The following is a 23284-nucleotide window of genomic DNA, read 5'->3' on the forward strand; positions in this document are numbered from 1 at the left end:
GGGTTCTCCTATTGATCATCCGATGATGGTTGGCAGTGGCCTCTAGCCCAGGCGGGCGGCTATCGATGCCGACGCGTCGCTCCCCGGTGGTGGCCCACCTATTCGCCAGTCACGACACGCTCATCAGTTTATCTCTCGGCGGTTTTCTACGCATTCTGCCAAGGTGTCAGCAAGCTACCAGCCGGTCACGGCACGTTCCGATCGCGCGTGCACAACTCGCCAGGTGCACGAAATCACAGCGTTTTTTCGCTTGTACTTAACCCTTTGGTTAGCAACCAAGCTAACCATATGGATAGACTAGGGTTAACACCTAACGGTGACTGAGTTGCGCCGGGAGCATTTACCTAGTAACTCTCCCAGTCTGGAGCGGTTTTCGCCGTTCTAACCGACATGCAGCATTTGAGTTTGAGGAAGTAGAAGGAAGACGCACAGATGACAACTTTGACGAAGCCCACTGCACGGGCCGCCTCGACGGCCCTCGCGTTCGAGCACGCGTCGGATCTTGCCGCGTCCGCCGACAATGCGATCAAGCGCATGTGCGACTTTTTCGCTGCGCTCATCGGCATTATCCTGCTGACGCCACTCTGGATCATCGTCGCCCTGATGGTGCGCCTCAACGACGGCGGCCCCGCCTTCTTCAAGCAGGAGCGCGTGGGCCTCGATGGAACGACTTTTACCATGTATAAGTTCCGCACCATGCGGGTGGACGCCGAAGAGCTCAAGGCCTCCCTCATGGAGGCCAATGAGGCAGACTCCTCCGCCGGAAATTCGATCATGTTCAAGATGGCTAACGATCCGCGTATTACACGCATCGGCTCCTTCCTGCGCAAGACCTCTATCGACGAGCTTCCCCAGCTGTTCAACGTCCTGCGTGGCGACATGTCGCTCGTGGGCCCGCGCCCCCCGCTCCCCAGCGAGGTTGCTCAGTACGAGCCCCGCGTGATGGGTAAGTTCGCCGTGCGCCCCGGCATCACGGGCCTCTGGCAGATCTCCGGCCGCTCGAATCTCTCGTGGGATGAGACCGTCCACCTGGACCTCTCCTACGCCCAGCACCGCTCTCTGACCCTTGACGCGTGGATCATGCTCCAGACCATTCCCGCGCTGCTGCGTTCCGAGGGCGCTTACTAAGCCTTTCTCTCTGTGTGTGATTGGGTGTGGCCCGAGCCGATCGGCTCGGGCCACACCTTTATTTGGCGGCACCGACAAACTCCATGGGCGCCATCATCGCGATCCGATACACCTCCGTCATGGCCACATCACTGCGGGTCACAGCGTCATTGGGAGTGTGACACCTATCGAGATGCAGCCGCTCACCCCCGGTTCGCAGAGATCATCGTCAGGCACATACGAGGCATTCTGCGGGCACCTCATTCACTGCATAACCCTTTTTAAGCATCCATTCGGAAGCGTTTTGAGACACGTTCAGCACCACGCCCCACCCCCGCGCACACCCCTTGAACGCTCCCGAAAGCCGACCACCGCTCATGCACGAAAGAGGGGCTGACCTGAGGGTTTTGAACACCGCGCGGACCCTGCTGGCGCCCAGTTTTCGAGACGCATAACCGACCAAGACCAGCCTCGCGATCAACCTGCCTTGCTCACAGGCTGGGCGGATCCATCGTGACGATGCGGATAGGTTATGACGATATGGATAGGTTATCGACATGCGGATAGGTTAATAAGCTATCCGCATGCTCATAACCTATCCGCATGCTCGTCATCTATCCACGTGCGCGCAGACTCCCTCATCGACGAGGGACCTGTCAGAACACAAGCAGCGCTGGGCGTCAGCGGAGACCACCACATGCCAGCAATCGATAGCAGCCCAGCAATGGATACAACGGAGGCCGACCCCGCAGGGCCGGCCTCCGTGGCAGTCACTCACGCGAAATGTCTCATGGACAGTTTCGCGTGAACAGCGTCGACGTCATTCCTCCGCGTCGGAGCGAGGCCCAACGACGAGTCCGAGATCGTCGAAGCTACCCATGGCCTCGAGCCGGGAGATGAGCTCGGGGGCGTGCGCGACGAAGTCGAGTGCTTCGACGGTGTAGCGCTTGGTGAGGCGCTTGGGCTCGTGGGCGATGCGCCACGCCCAACCGAGCCGGGCGGCGTGCACCCAGTCCGGGAAGTAGTCGTCGGCCGCTCGCGCGTACTGGTCGATCCATCCACCCGCGGTGCACACGGAGGCCTCGGGCACGAGTCCGAGCGCGACGGACGCGACCACTTCCTGGAGGCCAGCCCCCAGGCCGACGATGACGAGTCGCGGGTCGAAGGCGGTGAGCACCGACGGATCCGCCTTAAAGCGGCGGAGCCCCTCGTACCCATCGATGACTTGGACGTCGAATCGGTGCAGGCGCTCAGCTGCGGCCTGGCCGGCCTCGGGAACGGCACCGATGAGCGTGATGCGGGCGCCGTCATCGAGGCGGTCAAACACGTGCGGCAGGACGAGGTCGGCGGAGGTCCGAGAGACCTCGTGACCGGCCGCGCGCAGGCGCATCTGCAGCAGAGTCCCGTCGAAGCCGACGGTGTTCATGCGCGCGAGCGCACGGAAGTCGGCGTGCAAGAGGGACCAGTGGTTGAGCCATGTGGTGGCGTGCCCTCTGGTGAGCACGCGCTGGGCCATGGCGTCGAATGCGGGGTCGGCGAGAGTGCCGACCTCGCCGGCGGCCTCGGGGTAGTCCGGGCCGTCGGCGGAGGTTGACTGGTCAGTCATGGGGTTCACCTCAGCAGGGTTGCTTTCATGTCGAAGGTGACGGATGCGGCGCCCGAGTAGTTGGCGTGCTCCTCGACGGCGATGCGGTTGACACCGTCCTTGAGGACCTTGCGCGGGACAGTGATACGCACGAGGTTATCCTTCGCCTTGGCCAGCCCCACGTTGGAGGAAGCTCGCGTGTTGGCGTCGATGGTACCCTCGGGCATGTTGACTCGCTGAATCTCGGTACCGTTGACGTAGATAACTGCACCATCGTCAACGCGAACGTTGAGAGTGACCTCGAAATCAGCGCTGAGGGTACCGAAGTTAACGTCACGGACGAAGTAGTTCGTGATGGCTCGGTCCTTGGCGGGCAGGTCGAAGGGCGTGCCTGCGTCGCGGTCGCCCCAGCCGAGCGGGCTGGCGCCGTGCTTCCACGAGGACAGGTCGGCAGTGGAATTCCACGCCGGATCCGGTGCTTCCTTGGAGTTCCAGTAGTTCCAGTACATGCCCGAGTACAGGAAGGGTCCGAAGTTAAGCGCAGACACGTCAAGGACCTCGAGAGGCTTGTCCGGGTCGGGGACGAGCGGCGGGTCGGGCTGCGGCTCGGGCTGCGGATCCGGCTCCGGGTCGGGGGCCGGAGCGGGCGCGGGCTCGTCACCCTTGGCGACGACCTTGACCGTGCCATCGATGGTCATCGACGAGCTGGAGCGGTAGTTGAGGTGCGTTTCGACGGCGAGCGTGTTCGCGCCGGCGACCAGGGAGGACGCGGGAACGAAGACGAGCTGTCGGTCGGCTCGCGCCGCGGGCGTCGAGACGGAGGAGGACGCGAAGGTGGACGCGTCGACAGTTCCGTCGGCCATACGCTGGCGGACGACCTCAGTGCCGTTGACGTACACGACGGCACCATCGTCGGCCGTCACGGCCACGTTGACACCACCGATGGCGGTGGGGTCGGCGACCGTGAAGTTCACGCGTGCGTAGGTGGTGATGGGGCGGGTCTTGGCCGCGCCCGGGGTCAGCGTCGTGTTGAGGCCGGGACCGCCGTAGCCGATCGGGCTGGCGCCTCGGCTCCAGGAGGAATCATCGTACGAGGTCTGGGCCCAGTTGTCGGCAACCGGCTCGCTCGACCAGTGGTACGCCCAGGTGTCATCCTCGTCCACGAGCAGCGAGGAGTCGTCGGGCTGCGCGGGCTTACCGTTGGAGTCGACCACGTAGACGTGCGTGGTTGCGCCGCGCAGGCCGTCGGCGGCGACCGCGCGCACGAAGAAGCGGTTGTTGCCGCCGAGCGGGACGCTCGCGCTGGTGTCCGTCGTGGTGGCGACCGTGCGGTCATCACGCAGGATCTCGTAGGAGACCGCTCCGGGAACGCTCGACCACTTGAGGGTCACCTGCTGGGAGTTGCCGTTCGATGCGCGCAGGTTGGCGGGCACGGCGGGTGCGGTGGCGTTGCGCGCGGGCATACGCACGAAGCCGCCGGACCACTGTCCCGAGGTGAGCGACGTGTAGGAGTAGTTGAAGTCGCCGCCTGCCCACAGCGCGCCGTCGTCACCCATTTCGAGTGCCCACGCACCGGTGGAGCGCAGGGAACCGAGGCGGTAGGGGGTCCAGCCGATCTGGCGGCCGGTGGCCTCGTCCCATCCGCCGACCCACTGGATTTCGTCGGCACGCGTCCAGGAGGTGCCCAGCGACAGGTAGTGGTAGGCGTCCTGGAAGGCGAAGTCGGAGCAGTGGCAGGAGGCGTAAACAACGCCCGTGGCGGAGCGGGTGCTCGCCTGGATATCGCCGCCGTTTTGCATGGTGATGGAACCCGAGGTGCGGGTCATCGAGTCAGAGTTGTATCCGAAGAGCGAGTGCTGTGAACCGCCGAAGTACACGCGGCCATTGCGCGCGGTAACGGTCTGCTGGTACTTGCCGATCAGGAAGGAGTGCTGGAAGGTCCAGGACGAGTCCAGCGCAGCACCAGCGGCAGTGGAGACTCGGCCCGCGTTTTCAACAACCTGGTTGTGGGCGCGCGTGAAGTAGCCGGCCGCGTAGTAGTAGGCCTCGTTCTCGTCAACGTCAATATCGATGACGGAGCCATTGAACTCGGGGTTCCAGGTGCGGTCGGGTGTGCCATTGATGTCGAGGCGGGCGCCGTTGCGGGTGTAGGTCCAGGATGAGCCGTTGCCCTTAAAGTGGGTGAAGATGCCGCCCAGGTAGATGTGGTCGTTGATGATCTTGATGGACTTCACCGAGACGCGGCCGCCGTTGGTTCCCGTGCGCGCCTGGAGGGTCCACGACGGATCGATCTGGCCGGTCGCGGGATCGATGAGGACCGTGCCGACGTGGGTTTCACCGTTGACCTTCGTGAAGTCACCGGCCACGAGCAGCTTGCCGCTGGGCAGCTCTGCAAGGTCCTTCACCTGGTTGTTGAAGGAGAACGTCTGACCGTTCCACTCCCCCGTCGTCGCGTCGAATCCGGCGAGGCCACTCGAGGCGATTTCCTGGCCGTTCTTGCCCTTTTTGACGCCGGTGAAATTACCGCCGACGTACATGGTCGAGCCGATCTGCTCGAATGCCTGGACCTGGATGTTGCCCTCCTGGACGGAACCATTGAGGTTACCGGTCACGCCCCAGGACATGGGGGTAGCAAACTCGGAGGCGGACGCCTTCTGCTTTTCCGCTGCGACGCCGCCGTCACCGATCGCTTTGAACCCGGAGTCGTTGGAGCGCAGCTGCGGGCGGATGTAGGCCTCGGCGTAGGGGTTGATGATCGAGCCGTTGCGGTGGAAGTACGACGTCGAGGAAGACGTGTCGTACCACGAGACCGCGGCCGGACCGTAGCCCCAGCCCATCGTGTACTTGTTCTGCGCGGAGGCGGTCAGGTTGACGTATCCCCAGCCGGTGTTGGTGCCGAAACCGGCCCAGACGATGCCACCGTTCACCCACCATTCGCGGTTGAACTTGACGTCCACAGGGTGGGCGCTCTTGAACGGCCAGATGAAGTCGCGCATCTTCGGGTAGCGCATGCGCACCGTCTGGTAGGCGGTGCCCCTGTGGTTCCAGGCGCGCTGGACCATGATGCCGTCATCGAGGTCAGAGACCGCGGTGCCGCCGAGCAGGCCGTTGACGGTTTCGTGCGAGGCCTGGACGACGTCGAAGTCGCCGGCCGTACGCGGGCGGGTCTTGAGCTTCTCCTGGTCGCCCTTACCCTGGCTCCAGGTCTCCCAGCCTTCGCGGCCGCGACCAATCATGACCCAGCCGCCGCCATCAGTGGTCTGGTCGCAGAAGAACTGACCGGGCGCGTCCATGGTGGGCGTTTGCAGCCAGTAGGTTCCATCCTTCGAACGGGGGTCATTCTGCTTGATTTCCCAGCACGAGGCCGCTGCCGTGGCCTCGCTCAGACCGTCGTGAAGCGGGTCGGCGGCTGCGTTGGCAGCCGGAGAAAATGCAAGCACGCTCAGACCGGTCACTGATGCCAGTCCGAGCGCCAAGCAACGGCGCATAAAGCTCATGGGGGTCCTCACAGGTATTGCGTAAATGGTTACTTCTATAGTGTCACGTTAATCGCCCCCGCTCAACCACTTGGTTAGCGCAAAACGGGAGTGCTTGACCACATACAAGGGAGCCCCTGCCATCACGGCAGGGGCTCCACTTGTCAGCCTGATTCACGAGTTGTCAAGATGCGTCGTCAGCAGCTCCAACTTCTCGCGAACACACGCGAAGAAGCACGGTTTTCCGTTATTTGACAAGAGTTGCGTTCAGGTCGAAGGTCATCGAGGGCGTTCCCTTGTAGTTGAGATGTTCCTCGACACCGATGCGGTTCACCCCGTTCGTCAAGAGGTTTGCGGGGATGGTGACCTCAAGCAGGTCGGAGGATGCCTTGGCGGCACTCACGGCTGCGTTCGCGTACGTCGTGTGAGTAATGTTTCCATTGGTCATACGTTTCGTGTCGACGACCTTGCCATTGACTCGCAGGACGACGCCATCATCCGCGCGAACCTTCACGGTCAGGGAGGTGTTCGCGCTGATCGTTCCCAGGTCGATGTCGCATGCGAAGTAGTAGGTGACCGCGCGGTCCTTCTTCGCAATGTCGAGGGCGGTCGCTGCGCCGGAGTCTCCCCAGCCGATCGGGCCGGAGCCGCGGTTCCAGCTCGCGAGCGAGCCGGTGGTGGCCCAGTCGGAGGACGGCTCGTTCGTGGAGGTCCAGTAGTTCCACTCGGCGCCGGTGTCGATGACCGTGCCGGACTTGACGGTGGCCGCGTTGATCGGCTTCGTCGCATCGTCGGACTCAGTGTTGTGGTCGGAGGGAATAGAGCTGTTGTTCTCCGGGGTGCTGTCCACGCGGACGATGGAGGCCTGCATGGACACGGTCGGCGTACGCAGGTAGTTGACGTGCGTTTCCACTGCGATGACGTTGTCGCCGGCCGTGAGCGCGGAGGCGGGGACGAAGACCTCGGAGAGCGAAGCGGAGGCCGCGGCGTAGTTGGGCGCGGCGTCGGCTCGGGTCGCGTAGCTGACCGTGCCGGAGCCCATGCGGGTGCGGTCCACCTCGACGCCGTTGATGTAGACGACGGCGCCATCATCGGCCAGGTACTTGACGGTGACACCCTTGAGGGCGTTCGCGTCGGCCACCTGGAAGTGCGAACGGTAGTAGGTCGTCACGGGGCGCGAACCCTTGGCGGCGATCTGGGTGGCGATCGCGGCATCGCCGTAGCCCAGGGGTGCTGCGCCGGTCGGCCACGCGGAGTCGTCGAACGAGGCCTGGGCCCAGTTCTCGGGCGCGGCGCTGGCTTCGGCGCGGTAGCTCCAGGTGGCGCCCGCCTCGAGGAGGATGGGGTTGGCCGGATCGACCTGGCCGTAGGCCGGTGCCGTGTAGACCGGGGTGGTCGCGGAGCGGTTGCCCTCGGCGTCCACGGCGCGCACGAAGAAGCGGTTCTCGCCGCCGCGCGGCACCTCGACGCTGGTGGTGTCGGAGGTGGCGATCGGACGATCGTCGCGCAGGACCTCGTAGGAGACGGCGTCCGAGACACCTTCCCAGGCGAGGGTCACGGTCGAGGCGGTGGCTGCGGAGGAGCGCAGCAGGGTCGGCGCCTCGGGGGCGACGTTGTCGCGGTTGTCGTAGCGGGCGAAGCCGCCGTTCCACTGAGTGTGCGTCGCGTCGGTGTGGGAGAGGATGAAGTCTCCGCCCACCCACAGGTTGCCGTTGCTGTCAGTGGTCAGGGCCCAGGCGCCGGTCTTGCGGCGCGAGGACAGCTCGAAGGGAGTCCACTTGAGGCTTTGGCCGGTGGCAGCATCCCAGGCGCCGACCCACTTGATCTCGTCGACGCGAGACCAGGACATGTTCATGGACCAGGTGTACATGTCCTGGTAGGTCGCATCCGAGCAGTGGCAGGAACCGTAGATGACGCCCTTCGCGGAGACGGTGCTGGCCTGCAGGTCACCGCCGTTGCTGAACATCATGGCGCCGGAGAGGCGCTGGTTGCTGGCGGCGTCGTATCCGAACAGGGAGTGCTCGGATCCGCCAATGTACACGCGGTCACCCGCCGTGGAGATGGTCTGCTGGTACTTGCCCGCGGAGGGAGCCGAGGGCTCGAAGGAGAAGCCCGCATCCAGGGCGGCACCGGCCTGCGTGGAGAACTTGGCCGCGTACCAGGCGCGCTGGTTGCCGTGCGCGGTGGTGAAGTGGCCGCCCGCGTAGAAGGCGCTGTTGGCCTCGGAGACGCCGACTGCCTGGACGGAGCCGCTGATCTCGGGGTTCCACGAGCGATCGGGGCGTCCGCTCAGGGAGACGCGTCCGGCGTTGCGGGCGTAGACCTTAGAGTTGCCGCCTCCGGTCAGGTGCGTGAAGGCACCTCCCATGTAGACGTTGCCGTCGTAGTAGGTCAATGCACGCACGCTGACGGCGCCGCCGCGCAGCGCGTTGACGATCTGCAGGTCCCAGGAGGGGTCGATCTGGCCGGTCGAGGGGTTGATGACGACGGTACCAACGTGGGTCTCGCCGTTGACGCGGGTGAAGTCGCCGCCGACGAGGAGTCGACCATCGGGCAGAGCCAGGAGGGCCTTGACCTGGGCGTTAAAGTCGAAGGTCTGACCGGTGAAGTTACCGGTGTTCACGTCGAAGGCGGCGAGGCCACGCGAGGAGATCTCCGCACCCTTGTCACCCTGCTTGACGCCGGTGAAGTTGCCGCCCACGTACATGGTGGAACCGACCTGAGCGAGCGCCTGCACCTGGATGCTGCCTTCCTTCACGGAACCGTTGAGGTTACCGCTCACGCCCCACGAGGTCTTCGCGGCGAAGTTGGAGACCGCTCCAGAGACGGTGGAGCCACTCATACCCTCGTCGGGGATGCGTGTGAAGGAGGACGAGTCCGAGGAGATGTGCGGACGCACGTAGACCTCGGCGTAGGGGAAGACCGTCAGGCCGGACTTGCGGAAATAGGAGTTGGCGGAGGAAACGTCGCCGCCCCAGTTAGAGGCTTGGGCGCCATAGCCCCACCCCATCAGCCAGCCCGTCGTGCGGGCGCTCGGGTAGGTCTGCAGGCCGTTCCACTCATTGTCGTAGCCGGTCTGGCTCCACATGACGCCGGAGCGCCAGCCACCCTTATCAAGCTGAATGTTGATCGGTTGGGCCATCTTGAAGGGCCACACGAAGTCCGTCATCTTCGGGAACTGCAGGTCGACCGTCTGGTAGGAGCGGCCCGAGGCACTCCAGGAACGCATGACGCGCACGCCGTCAGCCTGGTCCTTAACCGGCTCGTTGTTGAGCAGCTCGGTGATGGCCTTGTTGGACAGCTGAACGACATCGAAGTCGCCCGGGGTACGCGAGCGGGAGGTCAGCTTCGCGGGATCACCCTTGCCGCCGCTCCAGGATTCCCATCCTTCGCGGCCGCGGCCGACCATGACCCAACCGCCACCGTCTGTCGTCTGGTCACAAAAGAACTGTTCGGGGCGATCCATCGCGGGAGTCTGGAGCCAGTAGGCTCCGTCCGTTGCCTCGGGATTCCGCTGTTTAATATCCCAGCACGACGCTGCGGCGGTGGCAGCGCTCAGACCATCATGAACGGCAGCCTGACCGGGTGCAGAATTCGCTTGACCTGCACCAACAGCCTGTGCCATCGGAGCAATAGCAAGGGAAGCACAGGCGACAATCGGCGTGGTTGCAAGGATTGCAAGGCGTGAAAGTGCGGAAGCCATGACACGACCTTTCGGAGATAACGAGAACTTGTTGCATAAATAATTACACAACAATCCCTGTTAGATCAACCGGTTGGTCAAGACCGACTTTCACAGGTGCATCACGCACCCCATTTTCAGCCCCGACGACTCCTCGCTAGGGACCCAAGTCCCGAGAGGTGGAGACGATCCCTGAACACCCAGCAAACACAAGCAAAAGCGAGGATTGAGAGGGCAGAACCCACGACGGTCGCAACGAAGGAATCGCGCCCGAGCCACCACGCTATACACCCGCCCGGAATCACTGCGGACACGCCCACGACGAGGATAGGCTTGACCACTTCCGACAATTTGGGTGTCACACCGATAAAACGCGAGACCTGAACGGTTGCCATGGCCGCGTCAAGCACCATGCACACGGCCCACACGATGGCCGCAGCCACCATTCCTCCACGAGGAATAAAGATGATGTTACCCACAACGTTGAGCGTGAGGACCACGACCTTGTTGATTGCCGCCCACCCCGAGCGGCCGCTCATGATGAGCAGTGAGTGAATATTTCCCGCCATGAAAGTGACGATGGAGCCGATGCACAGCACGACGAGGACGTTCGCACCGGGGGCGAAGCCGTCGCCGAGGATGCGCATGAGCGCGGGCGCGTAGATCGCCATGAGCGCGTAGATGGGGGCGGCGAACAGGACGAGCCAGATCGAGGCGGTGCTGTACAGGTCGCGCAGTTCCTTGGTCTTGCCCTGGTGGAGGAGCTTAGAGAACTGCGGGGAGACGACGACGCGCAGGGCCGTGTCGACGACCATACCTGCCTGGATGAAGCGGATCGCGCCGCCGTAGATACCCGAGGCCGCGTCCCCCGCGAGGAGGCCGACGAGGAGGACGTCCAGCCATTGCAGCGCCTGCTCGAGGCCGGCGGTGAGGGTTCGAGGCAGAGCAAAGGAGATGACCTGGCGGCGGCGGCGCGCACTCGGCCAGCGCCCCACGGAGTCCGCGGCCGAGGGCATGTGGCGCAGCAGGAGCCACCACGAGGCCACCAGGACAACGACGAAGGGCAGCGCCCACGCGACCGACACGAAGGCCAGGGACCCGGTGAACGCGGCAGCGAGCGCGACGAGGAGCGGGCGCAGGCCGGGCAGGAGCAGGTTTTGGACGAGGACGTACTCGCGCATGTTGCCCAGTGCCCGCAGGGCGGCGGAGGCAACCAGGGTGAGGGCGCCGATCGGCACGAACCAGAGCACCGCTCGGGTGGATGCGGCGACGTCAGCGTTCCAGATCAAGGGAGCCACGGCCTCGAGAATGAGGACGCACACGGTGGACACGCCCACCGTCATGGAGGCCATGAAGGACAGGGTCGCGCGGATCTCCTCGGGTGCGTCCAGGGAGAGGCGAGGCATCAGGTAGATGGCGGTGGAGTCGAGGCCCACCTTGGCCAGAGCCATGACGATCGCGAAGACGCCTGTCGCCTGGGTGACGATGCCCGCGCCCTGCGCGCCAAGCATGCGCGAGAGGATGATCGTGAATGCGAAGCCTAGGACCGCCGAGGCGGCCGCTCCGACGAAGCCGACGATGCCCCCGCGCGCGAGGGAACGCCTGGCTTGATTTGCCTCACTCATGATTAACCTTCCCGCTACCACGCGGTAGCCTTTCTCTATAACCTACCGATGGGATAGACATGGACTTCATCAACTCGCTCTCCTCTGCTCGCAAGAAGATTCTGCTGGCAGCCGCCATCGCGCTGATCATCGCGCTCGTCATCGTCGGCTTTGTGCGCCTGACGGGTTCGTCCGACACCGACGCGGCGGCATCCGCTGCGTCCGGCACGCAGAGCCTCGACGATACGCAGTCAGACATTCCGCAGTCCGTTCCCAAGACCATCGCCCCGCAGTCGGGAGGCCCGGCCAACGCGTCCGGCTCGCTGGCCACGGATTCTGAGGCCGCCGGGCAGACCAGCTTCGTCATGAACACCCTGTGGGACGCGTACGCGGACCCCGAGCAGGCGCGCGCCACCGACCTGTCCTCCGTGCTCACCGCTTCCGCGCTGGAGGAGTTCGACGCGCAGGCCCTCGAGTGGACCAGGGACGGCACCCACGCCACGGGCACGCCGACCCTTGAGGACGTCCACATCATCAGCGATGACGGGGCGGGCAACATTACGGTCTCGGCGTGCGTCGACTCCTCTAACGTTCGCGTCCTCAACGACGCGGGCACTGCGCTGACGGACGACACGACCATGACCCGCGCCCTCACCTATTTTCAGTTTGTGAAGGACGGTGAGACCTGGAAGCTGTCCGGTTTCTCGTTCCCCGACGACCCGACTTGTTGAGTCGCTCAAGCATCGCAGTGGCAAAAGCCCCGTCGTTCGCGGCGGGGCTTGTCCATTGCCCCATACGCACGGCGCGCTCGGCGCGGACGGTTCCCGCGACGCCGCCGGTGCTCGCGACGCCCTCACGCTCGGCCTGGGCGCGCTTGATCGGGTCGCTTTCCTCCTCCAGGTGACGCGACAGGAGCGCGACCGCCACGACGGAGATCATCAGGCCCGTGTTCATGCCGTAGTAGAACTGCTCCACCAGGGTCGCCAGGATGATGCCGCCCAGGATTGAGCCGTACACGTCCGTGGCGCGCCAGATGCGCGGGAACATGCGCAGGAAGAACGCGAGGAACAGGGCCAGGCCGACCAGGCCGTAGGAGAAGATGACCGTCCAGAACTGGCCCTGCGTGCCCAGGGAGGGCAGCCACGGCGAGGCTGAGGGGCGCGGGGCGCCGAAGCCCAGGAGCGGGGACTGCTGGAGCTCGTACAGGGTCTCCAGGTAGTTGGAGGCGCGGTCCTCCGTCGAGGACGAGGCCGCGACGCGCTCGAGGAGCGACTGCGAGGCCGGGGTCGCCAGCCACGCGCCCACGCCCACGGCGATCGCCGCGATAATGCCCAGGACGGTACGCCAGGCACCCGCTCGCAGGCGCTGGAAACCCACCCACACGACGATGACGATGAGACCGATGTACATGCCGCGGTTGAGCGTCGCCGCCGCCGGGATGACCGAGAGAGCACACACGGCGGCCACGATGAAACGCCACTTGGAGCGCTCGCGCCACAGCACGTACGCGAAGACGAGCGCGAGCGGGAAGATCAGCGAATAGACGTTGCCATACGTGTTCGAATAGATGAAGGGGGCGGACGGACGCGGGTCGGACAGGATCCAGGACGACGGGTTCCACTGGGTGGTCGCGCGCTTCGTGAACTCTTTGACGAAGTCGTTGGAGTGCAGGGCGCGCGGCACCAGGTAGTACATGAGCGTCTTGAAGCGCAGCGTCGGAGCCGCCATGGCGATGAATCCGCCGATGGTGGTCGAGGCCAGGAAGCCCCACATCGCGCCCACGATCGTGCGCACGCTCAGGGACTTGCGCGCATTAAACGCGTAGACCGCAAAGACACCGGGCGACAGCTCCAGCAAGAAACGGTAGAACGCGCCGATGACGCGCCCGCCCGTATCCAGCATCGTCATCGAGGCCAGCACCCACGCCAGGAAGAACACCCACAGGATGGACCCGGGCGGGAAACGCAGGCCGTGTCGACCGATCATGAACACGAGCATGACGGTCGCGAACAGCGGCCACATCAGGTCACCGGAGCCGAGCACCCACCACAGAAAATACGCCGAATAGGCCACGACGAAGGGCCACGCAGGTAGGTCCTGCGCGTCCTCTCTCAGCGGCCCGATGCGGGCGGGGGCGGGTTTGGCCCAGAGTCCTCGACGCGGGCTCACGCGTGTCCGTTCCCTTCGCCGGTCGTCTCGGTCGCGGACGAGGCCTGGGCCTCCTCAGCGCTACTCGACGGGGATGCGCTGCCCTGCGCGCTCGCCTGCTGGGCTTGGCGCGGGGCACCGAGCTTGTTGCGGTTGCGCGAGGACAGGTACAGGAAGGGGCCCTCGAGGAAACCCTTGATCTCGGAGGTGGTGAGCGAGCCGGGCACGTCCTCATCGGTGCCGGCGACGCGGGCGCCTCCAGGCTTGACGCGGTTGAGGATGCCGGGCACGCGTGTTGCCAGGGTACCGAGCACGGAGGGCTTCGCGATAATTGCCTTCGTCAGGAGAGCAGCCATACCGGAGCCGTTGCCTCGAATCTGCTTGTCGAGACCGGCCTCGTCGACGCGGTGACGATGGTGCACGAGCGCGTCGGGCGTGTGGACGATGACGTCGCCCGTGGCCAGGATGCGCGCGAACATGTCGAGGTCCTCGCCGCCGCGCGTCGAGGTGCCAGCCCCCAGAGCCGGGTCGAAGGGGCCAACCTCCATGAGGACGTCGCGGCGCATCGCCATGCACACGCCCGCGCCCACGCGGGCGGTCGTAATCGGGAACAGCGGGCCGCCGTCACCCTTCTCACCCAGAGCCTCCAGGCCCTCGGGAATATCGCCGACGCACCACACGCGCGGGGACATGTCCTTGGGGAAGCCGCCGCGCGACTCAAACCACCGCTGGGGCGCGTAACGCTGCTCCAGCGGCAGGGCGATACCCGTCGTCGCGGCCACGTACGGCGAGGCCGTGAACGGGTCGATCATGGCGGTCAGCCAATGCGGGTCGACGATCGCGTCGTCGTCCGTGAAGACGATGACCTCACCGCGAGCAGCGAGCACACCGCGGTTACGGGCACGCGACAGCCCCGGACGCGACGCCGACACGATGGTCAGGCGCGTGTCCTCGATGCCCGCGAGCTTCTCGCGGGTCAGGCCCGTCTCCGGCGCGTTATCGACGACGACGAGCGTGAAACGCTGATGATCCTGCGCGAGGATGGCGCGCACAGCGTCCTCGAGCATGTCGCAGGAGCCGACCGTGCACATGACGACAGTCGCGTCCACGTCTGCGCCAGCGCCCTCTTCCCAGCCGCGCGCAGGGGCCGGCTCGACCTCGAGCACACGCGGATCGGTCTCTGGGTGGTCCGTTCCGTCAATCTCGACGAACGCGGAGTTGCGACCGTTATCGCGCACGAGCACGAGCGCTCGCGGATCCGACGGGTCGCCCGAAATCAGCTGGGAGACGCGCGCCGTGCGGTCAACGTGCCAGATGGAGGCCGCCTTTGCGTCGACCACGGTGGTCTCCTCGGCGCTCATTTCTTGCCCTTCTTCGAGGAAGTCGTGCCCTTGCTGCCCGACTTCTTGGACTCGGCGGTGTCTTCCGTTTCCTTTGTCGGAGCGGACTTCGCGGATGCCTTCTCGGAGTCGGCGGCTTCCTCAGCCGGAGCCTGGTCGGCAGCCTCGGCCTCGTCCGTGGGGACGATGACCTCAGCGGAGCGGGCGGGAGCCGCGGGAGCGGAGGCGGCGGACGCAACCACCTGGTCGCCCAGGTAGATCATGCCGTTCACCTCGCGGTTGATAATGGCGAGCTCGTCGAGGAGGGCGTGCAGTTCCTTGAGGTCGTGGCCCTTGCGCACGGCGACGAGGACGTGGCGGGAGGGGCGTACCTCGTCCAGCAGGGAGGCCAGCGGCTGCTTGATGTCGATGAGGCGCGGCGCGGGCACGCGGGTCTCAGCCAGCGAGGCCGACAGAACGCGGTGCAGGTCACGCGCCTGCGGGTCAGAGGCGTCGACGATCAGGTCGACCCAGTGGTCGCGGTCGATTGCCATGGCGAGCATACGAGTGGGGGCGAGCCACGGCTCGGGCGTGCCCTCCTCGGCGCTCCACACGGGCAGGGCCGTCAGGTCCGCGAGCTGCGTGGGCGAGGCCAGGGAACGCGAGCGGGTCTCGCGGATGAGAACCAGGACCAGGCCAGCGAAGACGCCGACGACGGTCGTGATGAGGATCAGGCGGCCCTTGGAGGGCGACACCTCGTCGGCCGAGGCCTCGGCGGAGGTAATCACGCGGCCGGCGGTGGCGTGGTAGGGAGCGAGCTGTTCGGCTTCCTTCGCGAGCTTCGTCAGCTCGGTCGTGATCTCGGCGGCGCGCGGGTTGTCCTTCGCGTTGCCGTCCTCGTCGACCGTGGGTGTCAGGCCTGCAAGCTCGGACTCCAGGGCCTTGATCTGCTCGTTCACGCCCTCGGCCATCTCGTCGGCGCGCTGCTCGACGAGGGCGGTGCGCTCCTTCAGATAGGCGGCAGAAATCGCGTCGGCGGCCGCGATGGCCTGCTCACGCGTGGGGGCCACGTACTCGATCTTGACGATCGTACCGTTCGTGTCGCCCGAGACCTCCACGTTGGAACGCAGGTCGGCAGCGGTCAGGCCGCCACCGAGCTGCTCCGCCGCGGCGTCGAGGACGGCAGCGGACTTCGCGATCCCCTGCTCGGTCACCATGTCCGTCGTGTTCGACAGGGAGGCGCGCACGACGGGGGCCGGCGTCGGGGACGGAGACGTCACGGTCATCGACACGGTCGCCGAGTGCGACACGGGCGCGGCAAACGCTGCGGCGACACCCACGACCAGGCCGACCACGGTCCCCGCAACGATCGAGGCCCAGCGACGAGCCAGCGCGTGACGAAGGATCTGCTGGCCGCCCGAAGGCGGAGGGGTCAGGATCATGACTGTTCTCCTTGGAGGTGAGAGCGCACCCACACGGCGCGCGCATTGAGCCGGCGCTCGAGAGCGCGGCGAGACGATGCGGGTCGAGACGCGACCCCCTGAGTGTAGACCTGCACGAATCGGTCGAGCTCACGCTCGGCCTCCTCGCGAGGAAGCGAAACGAGCGAGACCAGGCGCGGCAGCTCCTGGCCCGTCAGGGACCGCGACAGGTCGGCGAAAGCCTGGGCCTGCTCAGGATTCTTCCACGAATCCGAGCGCCACGACGCGTTCCCGGTGACCTGGCCCGGGTGGATGCGGTAGAGCAGACCCCAAGGCGCGATGCGGCGGATGCGACCGCCTGCGGAGGCGACGCGCATCCACAGGTCGTAGTCCTCGGCGGGGACCGAGCGGTAGCCGCCCACACGGTCCATGATCTCGCGCGTGGCCAGCATGGTCGGGTGGCACACGGGGTTGGTGAGCAGCAGGTGCCAGCCCATGTCCTCGGGCGTGATCTCGTAGGGCAGGCGCGGAACCGGGCGGGAGCCGCGCAGCTCGATCATCTGCGTGAAGACCATGTCGTCACCGCGCTCGATGGCGCGCATTGTGCGCTTGAAGCGACCCTTGAGGGACACGTCGTCGGCGTCCATGCGGCCCACGAGGCGCGAGTCGGTGCGCTCCATGAGCTGAGTGAGGACGCGGGACACGCCTCCCTCGCCCGGCGTGATGTCCTCAATGCGCAGGCGCGGATCGACCACTCCCCCACGCGACGCGCCGCGGATGGCCTCGCCGACCGTCGAATCAGACGACGAGTCGTTGCCGACGACCAGCTCCGCGTCACGCGGCATCGCCGCCAGCGTCGAGGCCACGGCGCGCGTGATCGTGCCCGCCGCGTTACGCGCGGGCAGCAGGACGGACAGCTCAGGCACGGGACTCCCCCTGCTTGGCTCCCTGCTTGGCCTCTTGCTTGGCGGCCGCGTCCAGGGCGCGCAGGTCGCGGAAGCGGCGACGCAACGAGATCGACGAGTGCGCGACCGCGATAACGGCGAGGAAGGTGTAGAGCACCATGAAAGGCACGCCGACACCCCACAGTACGAAGGACCAGCACAGCACGCCCGGGTCGGTGGGCAGCAGCACGAAGGAACGCAGGTTCCCGCCGCGCGTCTGCTTGCGACCCGCCGCGCGCACGAACTGCTCGGCGAGGATCTGGCTCATGAACTGGCCCGACGTCACCCAGCCGTAAACGAGCGCGACGATGGCCAGCCACCACGACTCGGGGCGGTAGACCATGACCGCAGCGGCGGTGCAGAAGTGGATTGCCGGGGAACGGAACGCGTCGGCGACGTGATCCACCCACTCCCCCGTCTTCGATGACGCACCCGTCACACGCGAGACTTGGCCGTCCGCAGAATCGAACATGAAGCCGACCGCGAGGGCTGTGCCCACGATGAGGCCCGTCCACCACGCGGGTTCAAGCGCGACGAGGACGATGAGGCCCAGCGTCGAGAAGCACACGGAAATGAAGCTGACGAAGTTCGGGGTCCAGCCGAAGGCTGCGCAGGCCGCGGCCACGACCCGCGCCGCACCGCGGTTGACCCAGCGCATGTACGCGGGAACGCCAGCCCCCGGCTTCTGGGCGGCGGCAAGCGCGCTTCGATACGCACTAAATCGAGTCCCCCAGGAGGAACCCGGCTCAAGCACGACGGGCAGACTCACTGCTGCTCTCCTTCCGGCGCCTTGTCCGCATCCTGCGCCGGGGCCTCATCAGAGAAGTCCTCGGGCGCGATGAAGCGGCGCAGCTTCGTCGACGACGTCGACGGCGTGTACGGCAGGTAGACGACGCGCGCGCCCACCTCGGCCATTTCGGCCTCAAGCTGGGCACCCTTCGGAGTGTCCTTCCAGTCGTCACCCTTGAAGAGGACGTCGAAAGGCTGGAGACGCCAAGCGAGGCGCTTGTCCTGGTCCAGGTCAACGACAACCGCGTCCACGAAACGCAGCGACGACACGAGGTCGCAACGTTCCTTGAGCGGGATGACGGGGGCGCGGCCCTTCATGCGGATGAGAGCCTCGTCCGAGGTCACGCCGACGACAAGGCGATCGCAGCGCTCACGCGCGGCGCGCAGGATGTTGAGGTGTCCCTGATGGAACATGTCAAAACCCCCGGGCACGTAGCCGGTGATGGGGGTGCGATGCTGAGTCGTTTCGTCCACGTAATAAGTGTGCCATTTATCAGGCGGTCAATGCGACACTTACCCGCTAAATGACCGAAAGATCACGTCTGAGCGTTCCCCACCAAGTGACAAGACAGGCCATCCGAGCCCGATTTGTCGCACAAATATGACCAGATGGCCGCACGTTCTCTTGTTACAGGCGCGACACGCCAGCGAGGTGTCACGCGATCCAGGCGGCAGGCGGGTGGTCAGGCTCAGCCCGCGCACCTGCCGAGCCCCGGCCTCGTCGGGACGTTCTTGCGAGGCCGTCAGCGGGAGAAGACGACCGTTCGGTTGCCGTTCATGAGGACGCGACGCTCCGCATGGAAGCGGACAGCCTGCGCGAGGACGCGACGCTCCACGTCCTGGCCGAGCGCACCATGTCCGGCGTCGAATCGGCGTGCGAGACGCGAGTGACGTCCTGCTCGATGATCGGCCCCTCATCCAGGTCGGCGGTCACGTAGTGGGCGGTCGCGCCGATCAGCTTGACGCCGCGATCGTGAGCCTGCGTGTAGGGGCGCGCGCCCTTGAAAGAGGGCAGGAACGAGTGGTGGATGTTGATGACGCGGCCCTGCATGGCGCGGCACACCTCGTCGGAGAGGATCTGCATGTAGCGGGCCAGGACAACGAGCTCCACGTTTTCGGAGGCGATGAGGTCGAGGAGCTGGCGCTCCGCCTGGGCCTTCGTATCCTTCGTGACGGGGATATTGAGGAAGGGGACGCCGTAGAACTGCGCGACGGGCGCCAGGTCCGGGTGATTGCCGACGACCGCGATGACGTCAATGGGCAGGCCCTGCGTCTGCTGGCGGTACAGGAGGTCAGTGAGGCAGTGTCCCTCGCGGGAGACCATGATGATGGTGCGCAGCTTGCGGCCCAGGTCGTCGACGCGGTAGGTGGCGCTGAAGTCTTCGGCGACGCGGGCGAGCCCCTCGTCGATCGGGGCGCGACCCTGCGGCGAGTCGACCTCGACGCGCATAAAGAAGGTGCCCGTGTCGGGGTCGCCGAACTGCTGGGACTGGATGACGTTGCCGCCGGACTCGCCGATCACACCCGTGACGGCGTGCACGATGCCGGGGCGGTCCGGGCAGGACAGGGTCACAACAAGCTGCGCGTTTTCAGTCATAGGGGCCAGTCTAGCCAGGTTCATACCCACGAACGAGGTAGGGGCAGGGTTTGCGGGCGATGCCACGGGGTTGCGGGGTGGGGTTGTCGTGTTGCGGCCGGGGTTGCTGGATGGGCGGGCAGCGCCACGGTTTCACGCACGTTTCACGAGCCGCCAGGGCCAGCCTCGCTGGTTTCACGCGCGTTTCACGAATGAAACATCCGCCCTCTCACCCAAATACCTGTGGCTACAGGCCCGAGCCAGCCCCAAACTAGGCCAACCGACACAATGGCTGGCACGACGCCCCACTAGGTGGCGCCTTAACCCTCCAGGTGGCGCCCTTAACCCCTCAATGCGCACGTTAACCCCTTAGGTGGCGGCCTGGGCGCGCCGCCAACACTGCCACCAAGCGGGTTAACTCTCCACCTAATGGGCCCACGGCGCCACCTATCGGGCCCTACTATCGCACTCCACACTGTTGAACTGCGACACCGGGAACCGGCCAAAATGTTTGCTTGACACCCAAGTTACCCTTGCTTCCATCACGGGAACCAACTCCCTGGACAGGCTGCTACGATGCGAAGCAGTGAACCAGAGCAAAGGAGCCACCATGGTCCCCGCCGACGATGAGCACACGGACAGCACCGAGGCAGCTAGCAATACGGACAAGAAGAAGCGCGAGCCCGCGCGCCTGACATCCATGCCCGGCTGGCTGATGAAGTGGTGGAGTCCACTCCTCGTAGCATTCATTCTATTTGCCCCGAGTCTCACCTTCGCGATCTTATGGGGAGGCCAACCTCATTGGCCGTCATCCAAAGCAATGAAACTCTGCATGACGATTACTGGCGCAGGCCTCGCATTCTCGGCCTGGCAACAGAGAAGCCACGACAACGCAGTTCGAGACGACGACAAGCTCGATCGAGAGCGAGCAGCCGCTCAAGCGCGCGCGGAACGCGAAGAACAACGCGGCCTCGAGGAAACTCGACGCCTCGAACAAATCGAGCGAGACGAATACTGGAAGCGTCGCGAACAGATTTACCAGCTCCTCGGATCAGAGAATCCCGGACTCCGCCTCGGAGCAGTCGCACTACTTGCAGAACTTGCCGATAAAGCCGCGCAAAGCGAACAGCTAAACAAGACAGAACAACAACAACTTCAGCGGCACATCATCGACACTCTATGCCTCCAACTCCGCCACGAAGGAATAGACCGTAATGGCGAAGGAACTATAAGTGAACGCGCACAGATTCAGGAGGCAATTTTCGAGACGATATTGACGCGCATAGAGCTTCCTGGAGATGAATCACCATACGCAGATTGGTCAAGAGAATCCATCAACATCACGTCGTGCGTAGTACACACCCCGGTATACATCACGAACCTCACTACACATGCCACAATAGATCTTAGCCAGTCAAAATTCTTGGGTAAATTCGAACTTAACAACGCGAACATCCCGAAACTTATATGGGAACGAGCATATTTCATGAACGAACTCGTTACGCGAAACAATTCCACAATTGGAATTAAGTCACTTCCACTATTTGCACCAATTAGCAGATACCTTGACACTACGTTTATTCACAATTCAGGGACGTTCAGCATTACGCTAGAGAGCTATGCAAATTGGCCCGCAGAACCCACAATATCCTTATCAAGGTGCAAGTTCACAGCGGAGGCAAGGAAAGCCAAAACCTGCACACCGCTCCAGATCTACACATCTTATAACGAAAGTACCGAAGAGAAGGCAATTGGACAAAACTTATACATTTCCGATTGCCAACTAGCAGATATCACAGTAGATGCCACATACATTCATTCCCACATTTCGATTGTAGAAAACAGCATCACAGGCCGCGTTCAAATCGACCTTGCGGAGCAATCGAACAAAGATGGAATATTAAAAAGAACACCACACACTAGCGACAGAATACAACTACGACACAACGTCATTTACCCAGGAGACGACGAGATGCCGATTGCAATCACAAATTACACGGATACAAACATTACTAACTTGATCAGATTCTACAACAATCGTATTTCTAGAGACAATACACCAGAGAAATTTCACACACTTGAACACGAAATACTCATAGACAATCCGAAACCATTCCTTTTCTTGGAACAAACATCCGCAGGTAACGTTGCACATCGCTGGAAAACTGGTGGGGGACACGAGGATATTGACCTGTTTTCGGATTCGATCTTCAGAGCACCTCCAAAGGTATAATTTTTGACTAGAAAGTAATTGTGCGACCGAGACAAATTGATATATAGACTTTAAGAATAACCACGTCAACACGTTGCCTGATCTCTCACCCGCAGAGAACGCGGTAGCTGTCACTGGATTAGGACTGCATTCTCACAACCCTTGGTACTGATATTGCGCCGATTTTCCGCTTTAGTCAAACTAGACAGGAAACAATCCCCCCCTGTATATACGAAGGCAGTGTCATAGGGTGTAAGCAATTTTTCGTGTAGCGGTGATGCTTGTGGGAGGCTGGTTGTGGGGTGTCGTCGGATGCTTGGTGTCCAGGACCGCGCGGCGATCATGGCAGGGCTGGAGGCGGGTTTGTCTCAGGCGCGTATCGCTCGCTTGATTGGGCGTAGTCCGTCGGTGGTGTGCCGTGAGATCGCCCGCCATGCGGGCCCTGACGGGGCGTATCGGGCCGAGGAGGCCAGCAAGGCAGCCCGCGCGGCCAGGCGCCGCCCCAAGAAGCGCCTGTTGGATCGCAATTCGGTTCTTCGCCGCCGCGTGATCTCCGATTTGTCTCAGGGGCACACGCCCCGCCAGATCAGCGGACGCCTGCGCGCCGAAGCATGTGGCACACTGCCCACCATGGATACTTCCCCCGACGCCCAGGGCCACACGATTAGCCACGAGGCTATCTACACGTGGATCTACGCCCACCCCAAGAAGACGCTCATCGAGCACGGTATATGCTTGCCCTCGCGCAGGTGGATGCGCAAGAAACCCCCCACAGGCGGGCGCAAACCCCCCATTGTTGGGATGCGATTGATTGATGAGCGCCCCGACATTGCTGATCGGAAAATCCCGGGCAACTGGGAAGGCGACCTGATCATCGGCCAAGACGGGGCCAGCGCGTGTGCGACCCTGGTTGAGCGCACCACCCGCTACCTGATCATCGTGGCCCTGCCCCTGGGTAGGAAAGCCGACCAGGTCTGTGATGCGCTGACCCGCCGCATCCAGGGCCTTCCTGATGGGGCGATGCGAACACTGACCTGGGACCAAGGCCGGGAAATGGCCCGCCACCAGCGCCTGACCCGCGACACAGGCGTGGACGTGTTTTTCGCTCACCCCCACAGCCCCTGGGAGAGAGGAACCAACGAAAACACCAACCGGCTCATCCGCCGATACCTGCCCAAAGGAACCCCCATCACCAGCCACCAGCCCTACCTCGACGCCATCGCCTACGAGCTCAACAACTGCCCCAGAGCCACCCTCGGCTACCGCACCCCAACAGAAGCATTCAACGAACTCATTGCTACCACCCATTGACACCGCCGAACATCGAGCGACGCATCAGCATCACGCCCAGACACCTTGACACTCTTCAAACAACAAATTCGAGCTCATCATCCTCCTTGCACACGAGGTAGTTCTTTCAT

14 protein-coding genes, 1 pseudogene and 1 riboswitch are annotated in these 23284 nt (G+C 64.0%); of the genes and pseudogenes, 4 read left to right on the top strand and 11 right to left on the bottom strand.

The features are described from left to right. Positions 1–38: 38 nt before the first annotated feature. Positions 39–123, bottom strand: a riboswitch (ZMP/ZTP riboswitch). Between the two features lie 309 nt (positions 124–432). After that, complete coding sequence (locus tag HMPREF1478_RS00890) at positions 433–1128, top strand: sugar transferase (RefSeq protein ID WP_016460206.1); 696 nt, start codon at positions 433–435, stop codon at positions 1126–1128. Positions 1129–1927: 799 nt separating this feature from the next. Here the strand turns inward: HMPREF1478_RS00890 and HMPREF1478_RS00895 are convergent. From HMPREF1478_RS00895 to HMPREF1478_RS00910, 4 genes are all read right to left on the bottom strand, one after another. Then, positions 1928–2713, bottom strand: a complete 786-nt coding sequence (locus HMPREF1478_RS00895; protein WP_016460207.1) for a WecB/TagA/CpsF family glycosyltransferase — start codon at positions 2711–2713, stop codon at positions 1928–1930. A 5-nt stretch (positions 2714–2718) separates the two neighbouring features. Then, the gene (locus HMPREF1478_RS00900) at positions 2719–6189 is read right to left on the bottom strand and encodes a fibrinogen-like YCDxxxxGGGW domain-containing protein (protein WP_016460208.1); all 3471 of its coding nucleotides are present in this window, start codon (positions 6187–6189) and stop codon (positions 2719–2721) included. Between the two features lie 226 nt (positions 6190–6415). Continuing rightward, a complete protein-coding gene (locus tag HMPREF1478_RS00905) occupies positions 6416–9871 on the bottom strand; it encodes a fibrinogen-like YCDxxxxGGGW domain-containing protein (RefSeq protein ID WP_016460209.1) in 3456 nt (1151 codons plus the stop codon). 116 nt (positions 9872–9987) lie between these two features. Beyond that, positions 9988–11475 carry a flippase gene (locus HMPREF1478_RS00910; protein WP_016460210.1) on the bottom strand — a complete coding sequence of 496 codons (1488 nt, stop codon included), beginning with the start codon at positions 11473–11475 and terminating at the stop codon, positions 9988–9990. Between the two features lie 59 nt (positions 11476–11534). Between HMPREF1478_RS00910 and HMPREF1478_RS00915 the strand changes: the two genes are divergently transcribed. Then, positions 11535–12185, top strand: coding sequence for a hypothetical protein (locus HMPREF1478_RS00915; RefSeq protein ID WP_016460211.1), 651 nt, complete (start codon positions 11535–11537; stop codon positions 12183–12185). Here HMPREF1478_RS00915 and HMPREF1478_RS00920 read toward each other — a convergent pair. The 7 genes and pseudogenes from HMPREF1478_RS00920 to purU all read right to left on the bottom strand — a co-directional run bounded on the left by HMPREF1478_RS00920 (position 12106) and on the right by purU (position 19672). Continuing rightward, positions 12106–13623: an O-antigen ligase family protein gene (locus HMPREF1478_RS00920; RefSeq protein ID WP_016460212.1), complete on the bottom strand. Its 1518-nt coding sequence runs from the start codon at positions 13621–13623 to the stop codon at positions 12106–12108. The two genes, HMPREF1478_RS00915 and HMPREF1478_RS00920, sit on opposite strands and share 80 nt — an antisense overlap. Next, on the bottom strand, positions 13620–14963 hold the full coding sequence (locus HMPREF1478_RS00925; RefSeq protein WP_016460213.1) for a glycosyltransferase family 2 protein: 1344 nt from the start codon (positions 14961–14963) through the stop codon (positions 13620–13622). Before HMPREF1478_RS00925 ends, HMPREF1478_RS00920 begins: the two co-directional genes overlap by 4 nt. After that, the gene (locus tag HMPREF1478_RS00930) at positions 14960–16363 is read right to left on the bottom strand and encodes a YveK family protein (RefSeq protein ID WP_016460214.1); all 1404 of its coding nucleotides are present in this window, start codon (positions 16361–16363) and stop codon (positions 14960–14962) included. The genes HMPREF1478_RS00925 and HMPREF1478_RS00930 overlap by 4 nt, the downstream gene beginning before the upstream one ends. Beyond that, the gene (locus HMPREF1478_RS00935; RefSeq protein WP_016460215.1) at positions 16360–17268 is read right to left on the bottom strand and encodes a glycosyltransferase family 2 protein; all 909 of its coding nucleotides are present in this window, start codon (positions 17266–17268) and stop codon (positions 16360–16362) included. Before HMPREF1478_RS00935 ends, HMPREF1478_RS00930 begins: the two co-directional genes overlap by 4 nt. Then, positions 17261–18055 carry a CDP-alcohol phosphatidyltransferase family protein gene (locus tag HMPREF1478_RS00940; protein WP_016460216.1) on the bottom strand — a complete coding sequence of 265 codons (795 nt, stop codon included), beginning with the start codon at positions 18053–18055 and terminating at the stop codon, positions 17261–17263. The genes HMPREF1478_RS00935 and HMPREF1478_RS00940 overlap by 8 nt, the downstream gene beginning before the upstream one ends. After that, the gene (locus tag HMPREF1478_RS00945) at positions 18052–18549 is read right to left on the bottom strand and encodes an FAD synthase family protein (protein WP_016460217.1); all 498 of its coding nucleotides are present in this window, start codon (positions 18547–18549) and stop codon (positions 18052–18054) included. Before HMPREF1478_RS00945 ends, HMPREF1478_RS00940 begins: the two co-directional genes overlap by 4 nt. 269 nt (positions 18550–18818) lie before the next feature. Further along, positions 18819–19672: pseudogene (purU, locus tag HMPREF1478_RS00950) on the bottom strand (formyltetrahydrofolate deformylase). Positions 19673–20261: 589 nt separating this feature from the next. Between purU and HMPREF1478_RS10490 the strand changes: the two are divergent. Beyond that, the gene (locus HMPREF1478_RS10490; protein WP_016460219.1) at positions 20262–21884 is read left to right on the top strand and encodes a hypothetical protein; all 1623 of its coding nucleotides are present in this window, start codon (positions 20262–20264) and stop codon (positions 21882–21884) included. A 276-nt stretch (positions 21885–22160) separates the two neighbouring features. Beyond that, entirely contained in the window at positions 22161–23174 is a 1014-nt protein-coding gene (locus HMPREF1478_RS00955) for an IS30 family transposase (RefSeq protein WP_016460220.1), read from the top strand. The last annotated feature ends 110 nt before the right edge of the window (positions 23175–23284 follow it).

The organism is Actinomyces sp. HPA0247, assembly GCA_000411415.1.
GTDB lineage: Bacteria > Actinomycetota > Actinomycetes > Actinomycetales > Actinomycetaceae > Pauljensenia.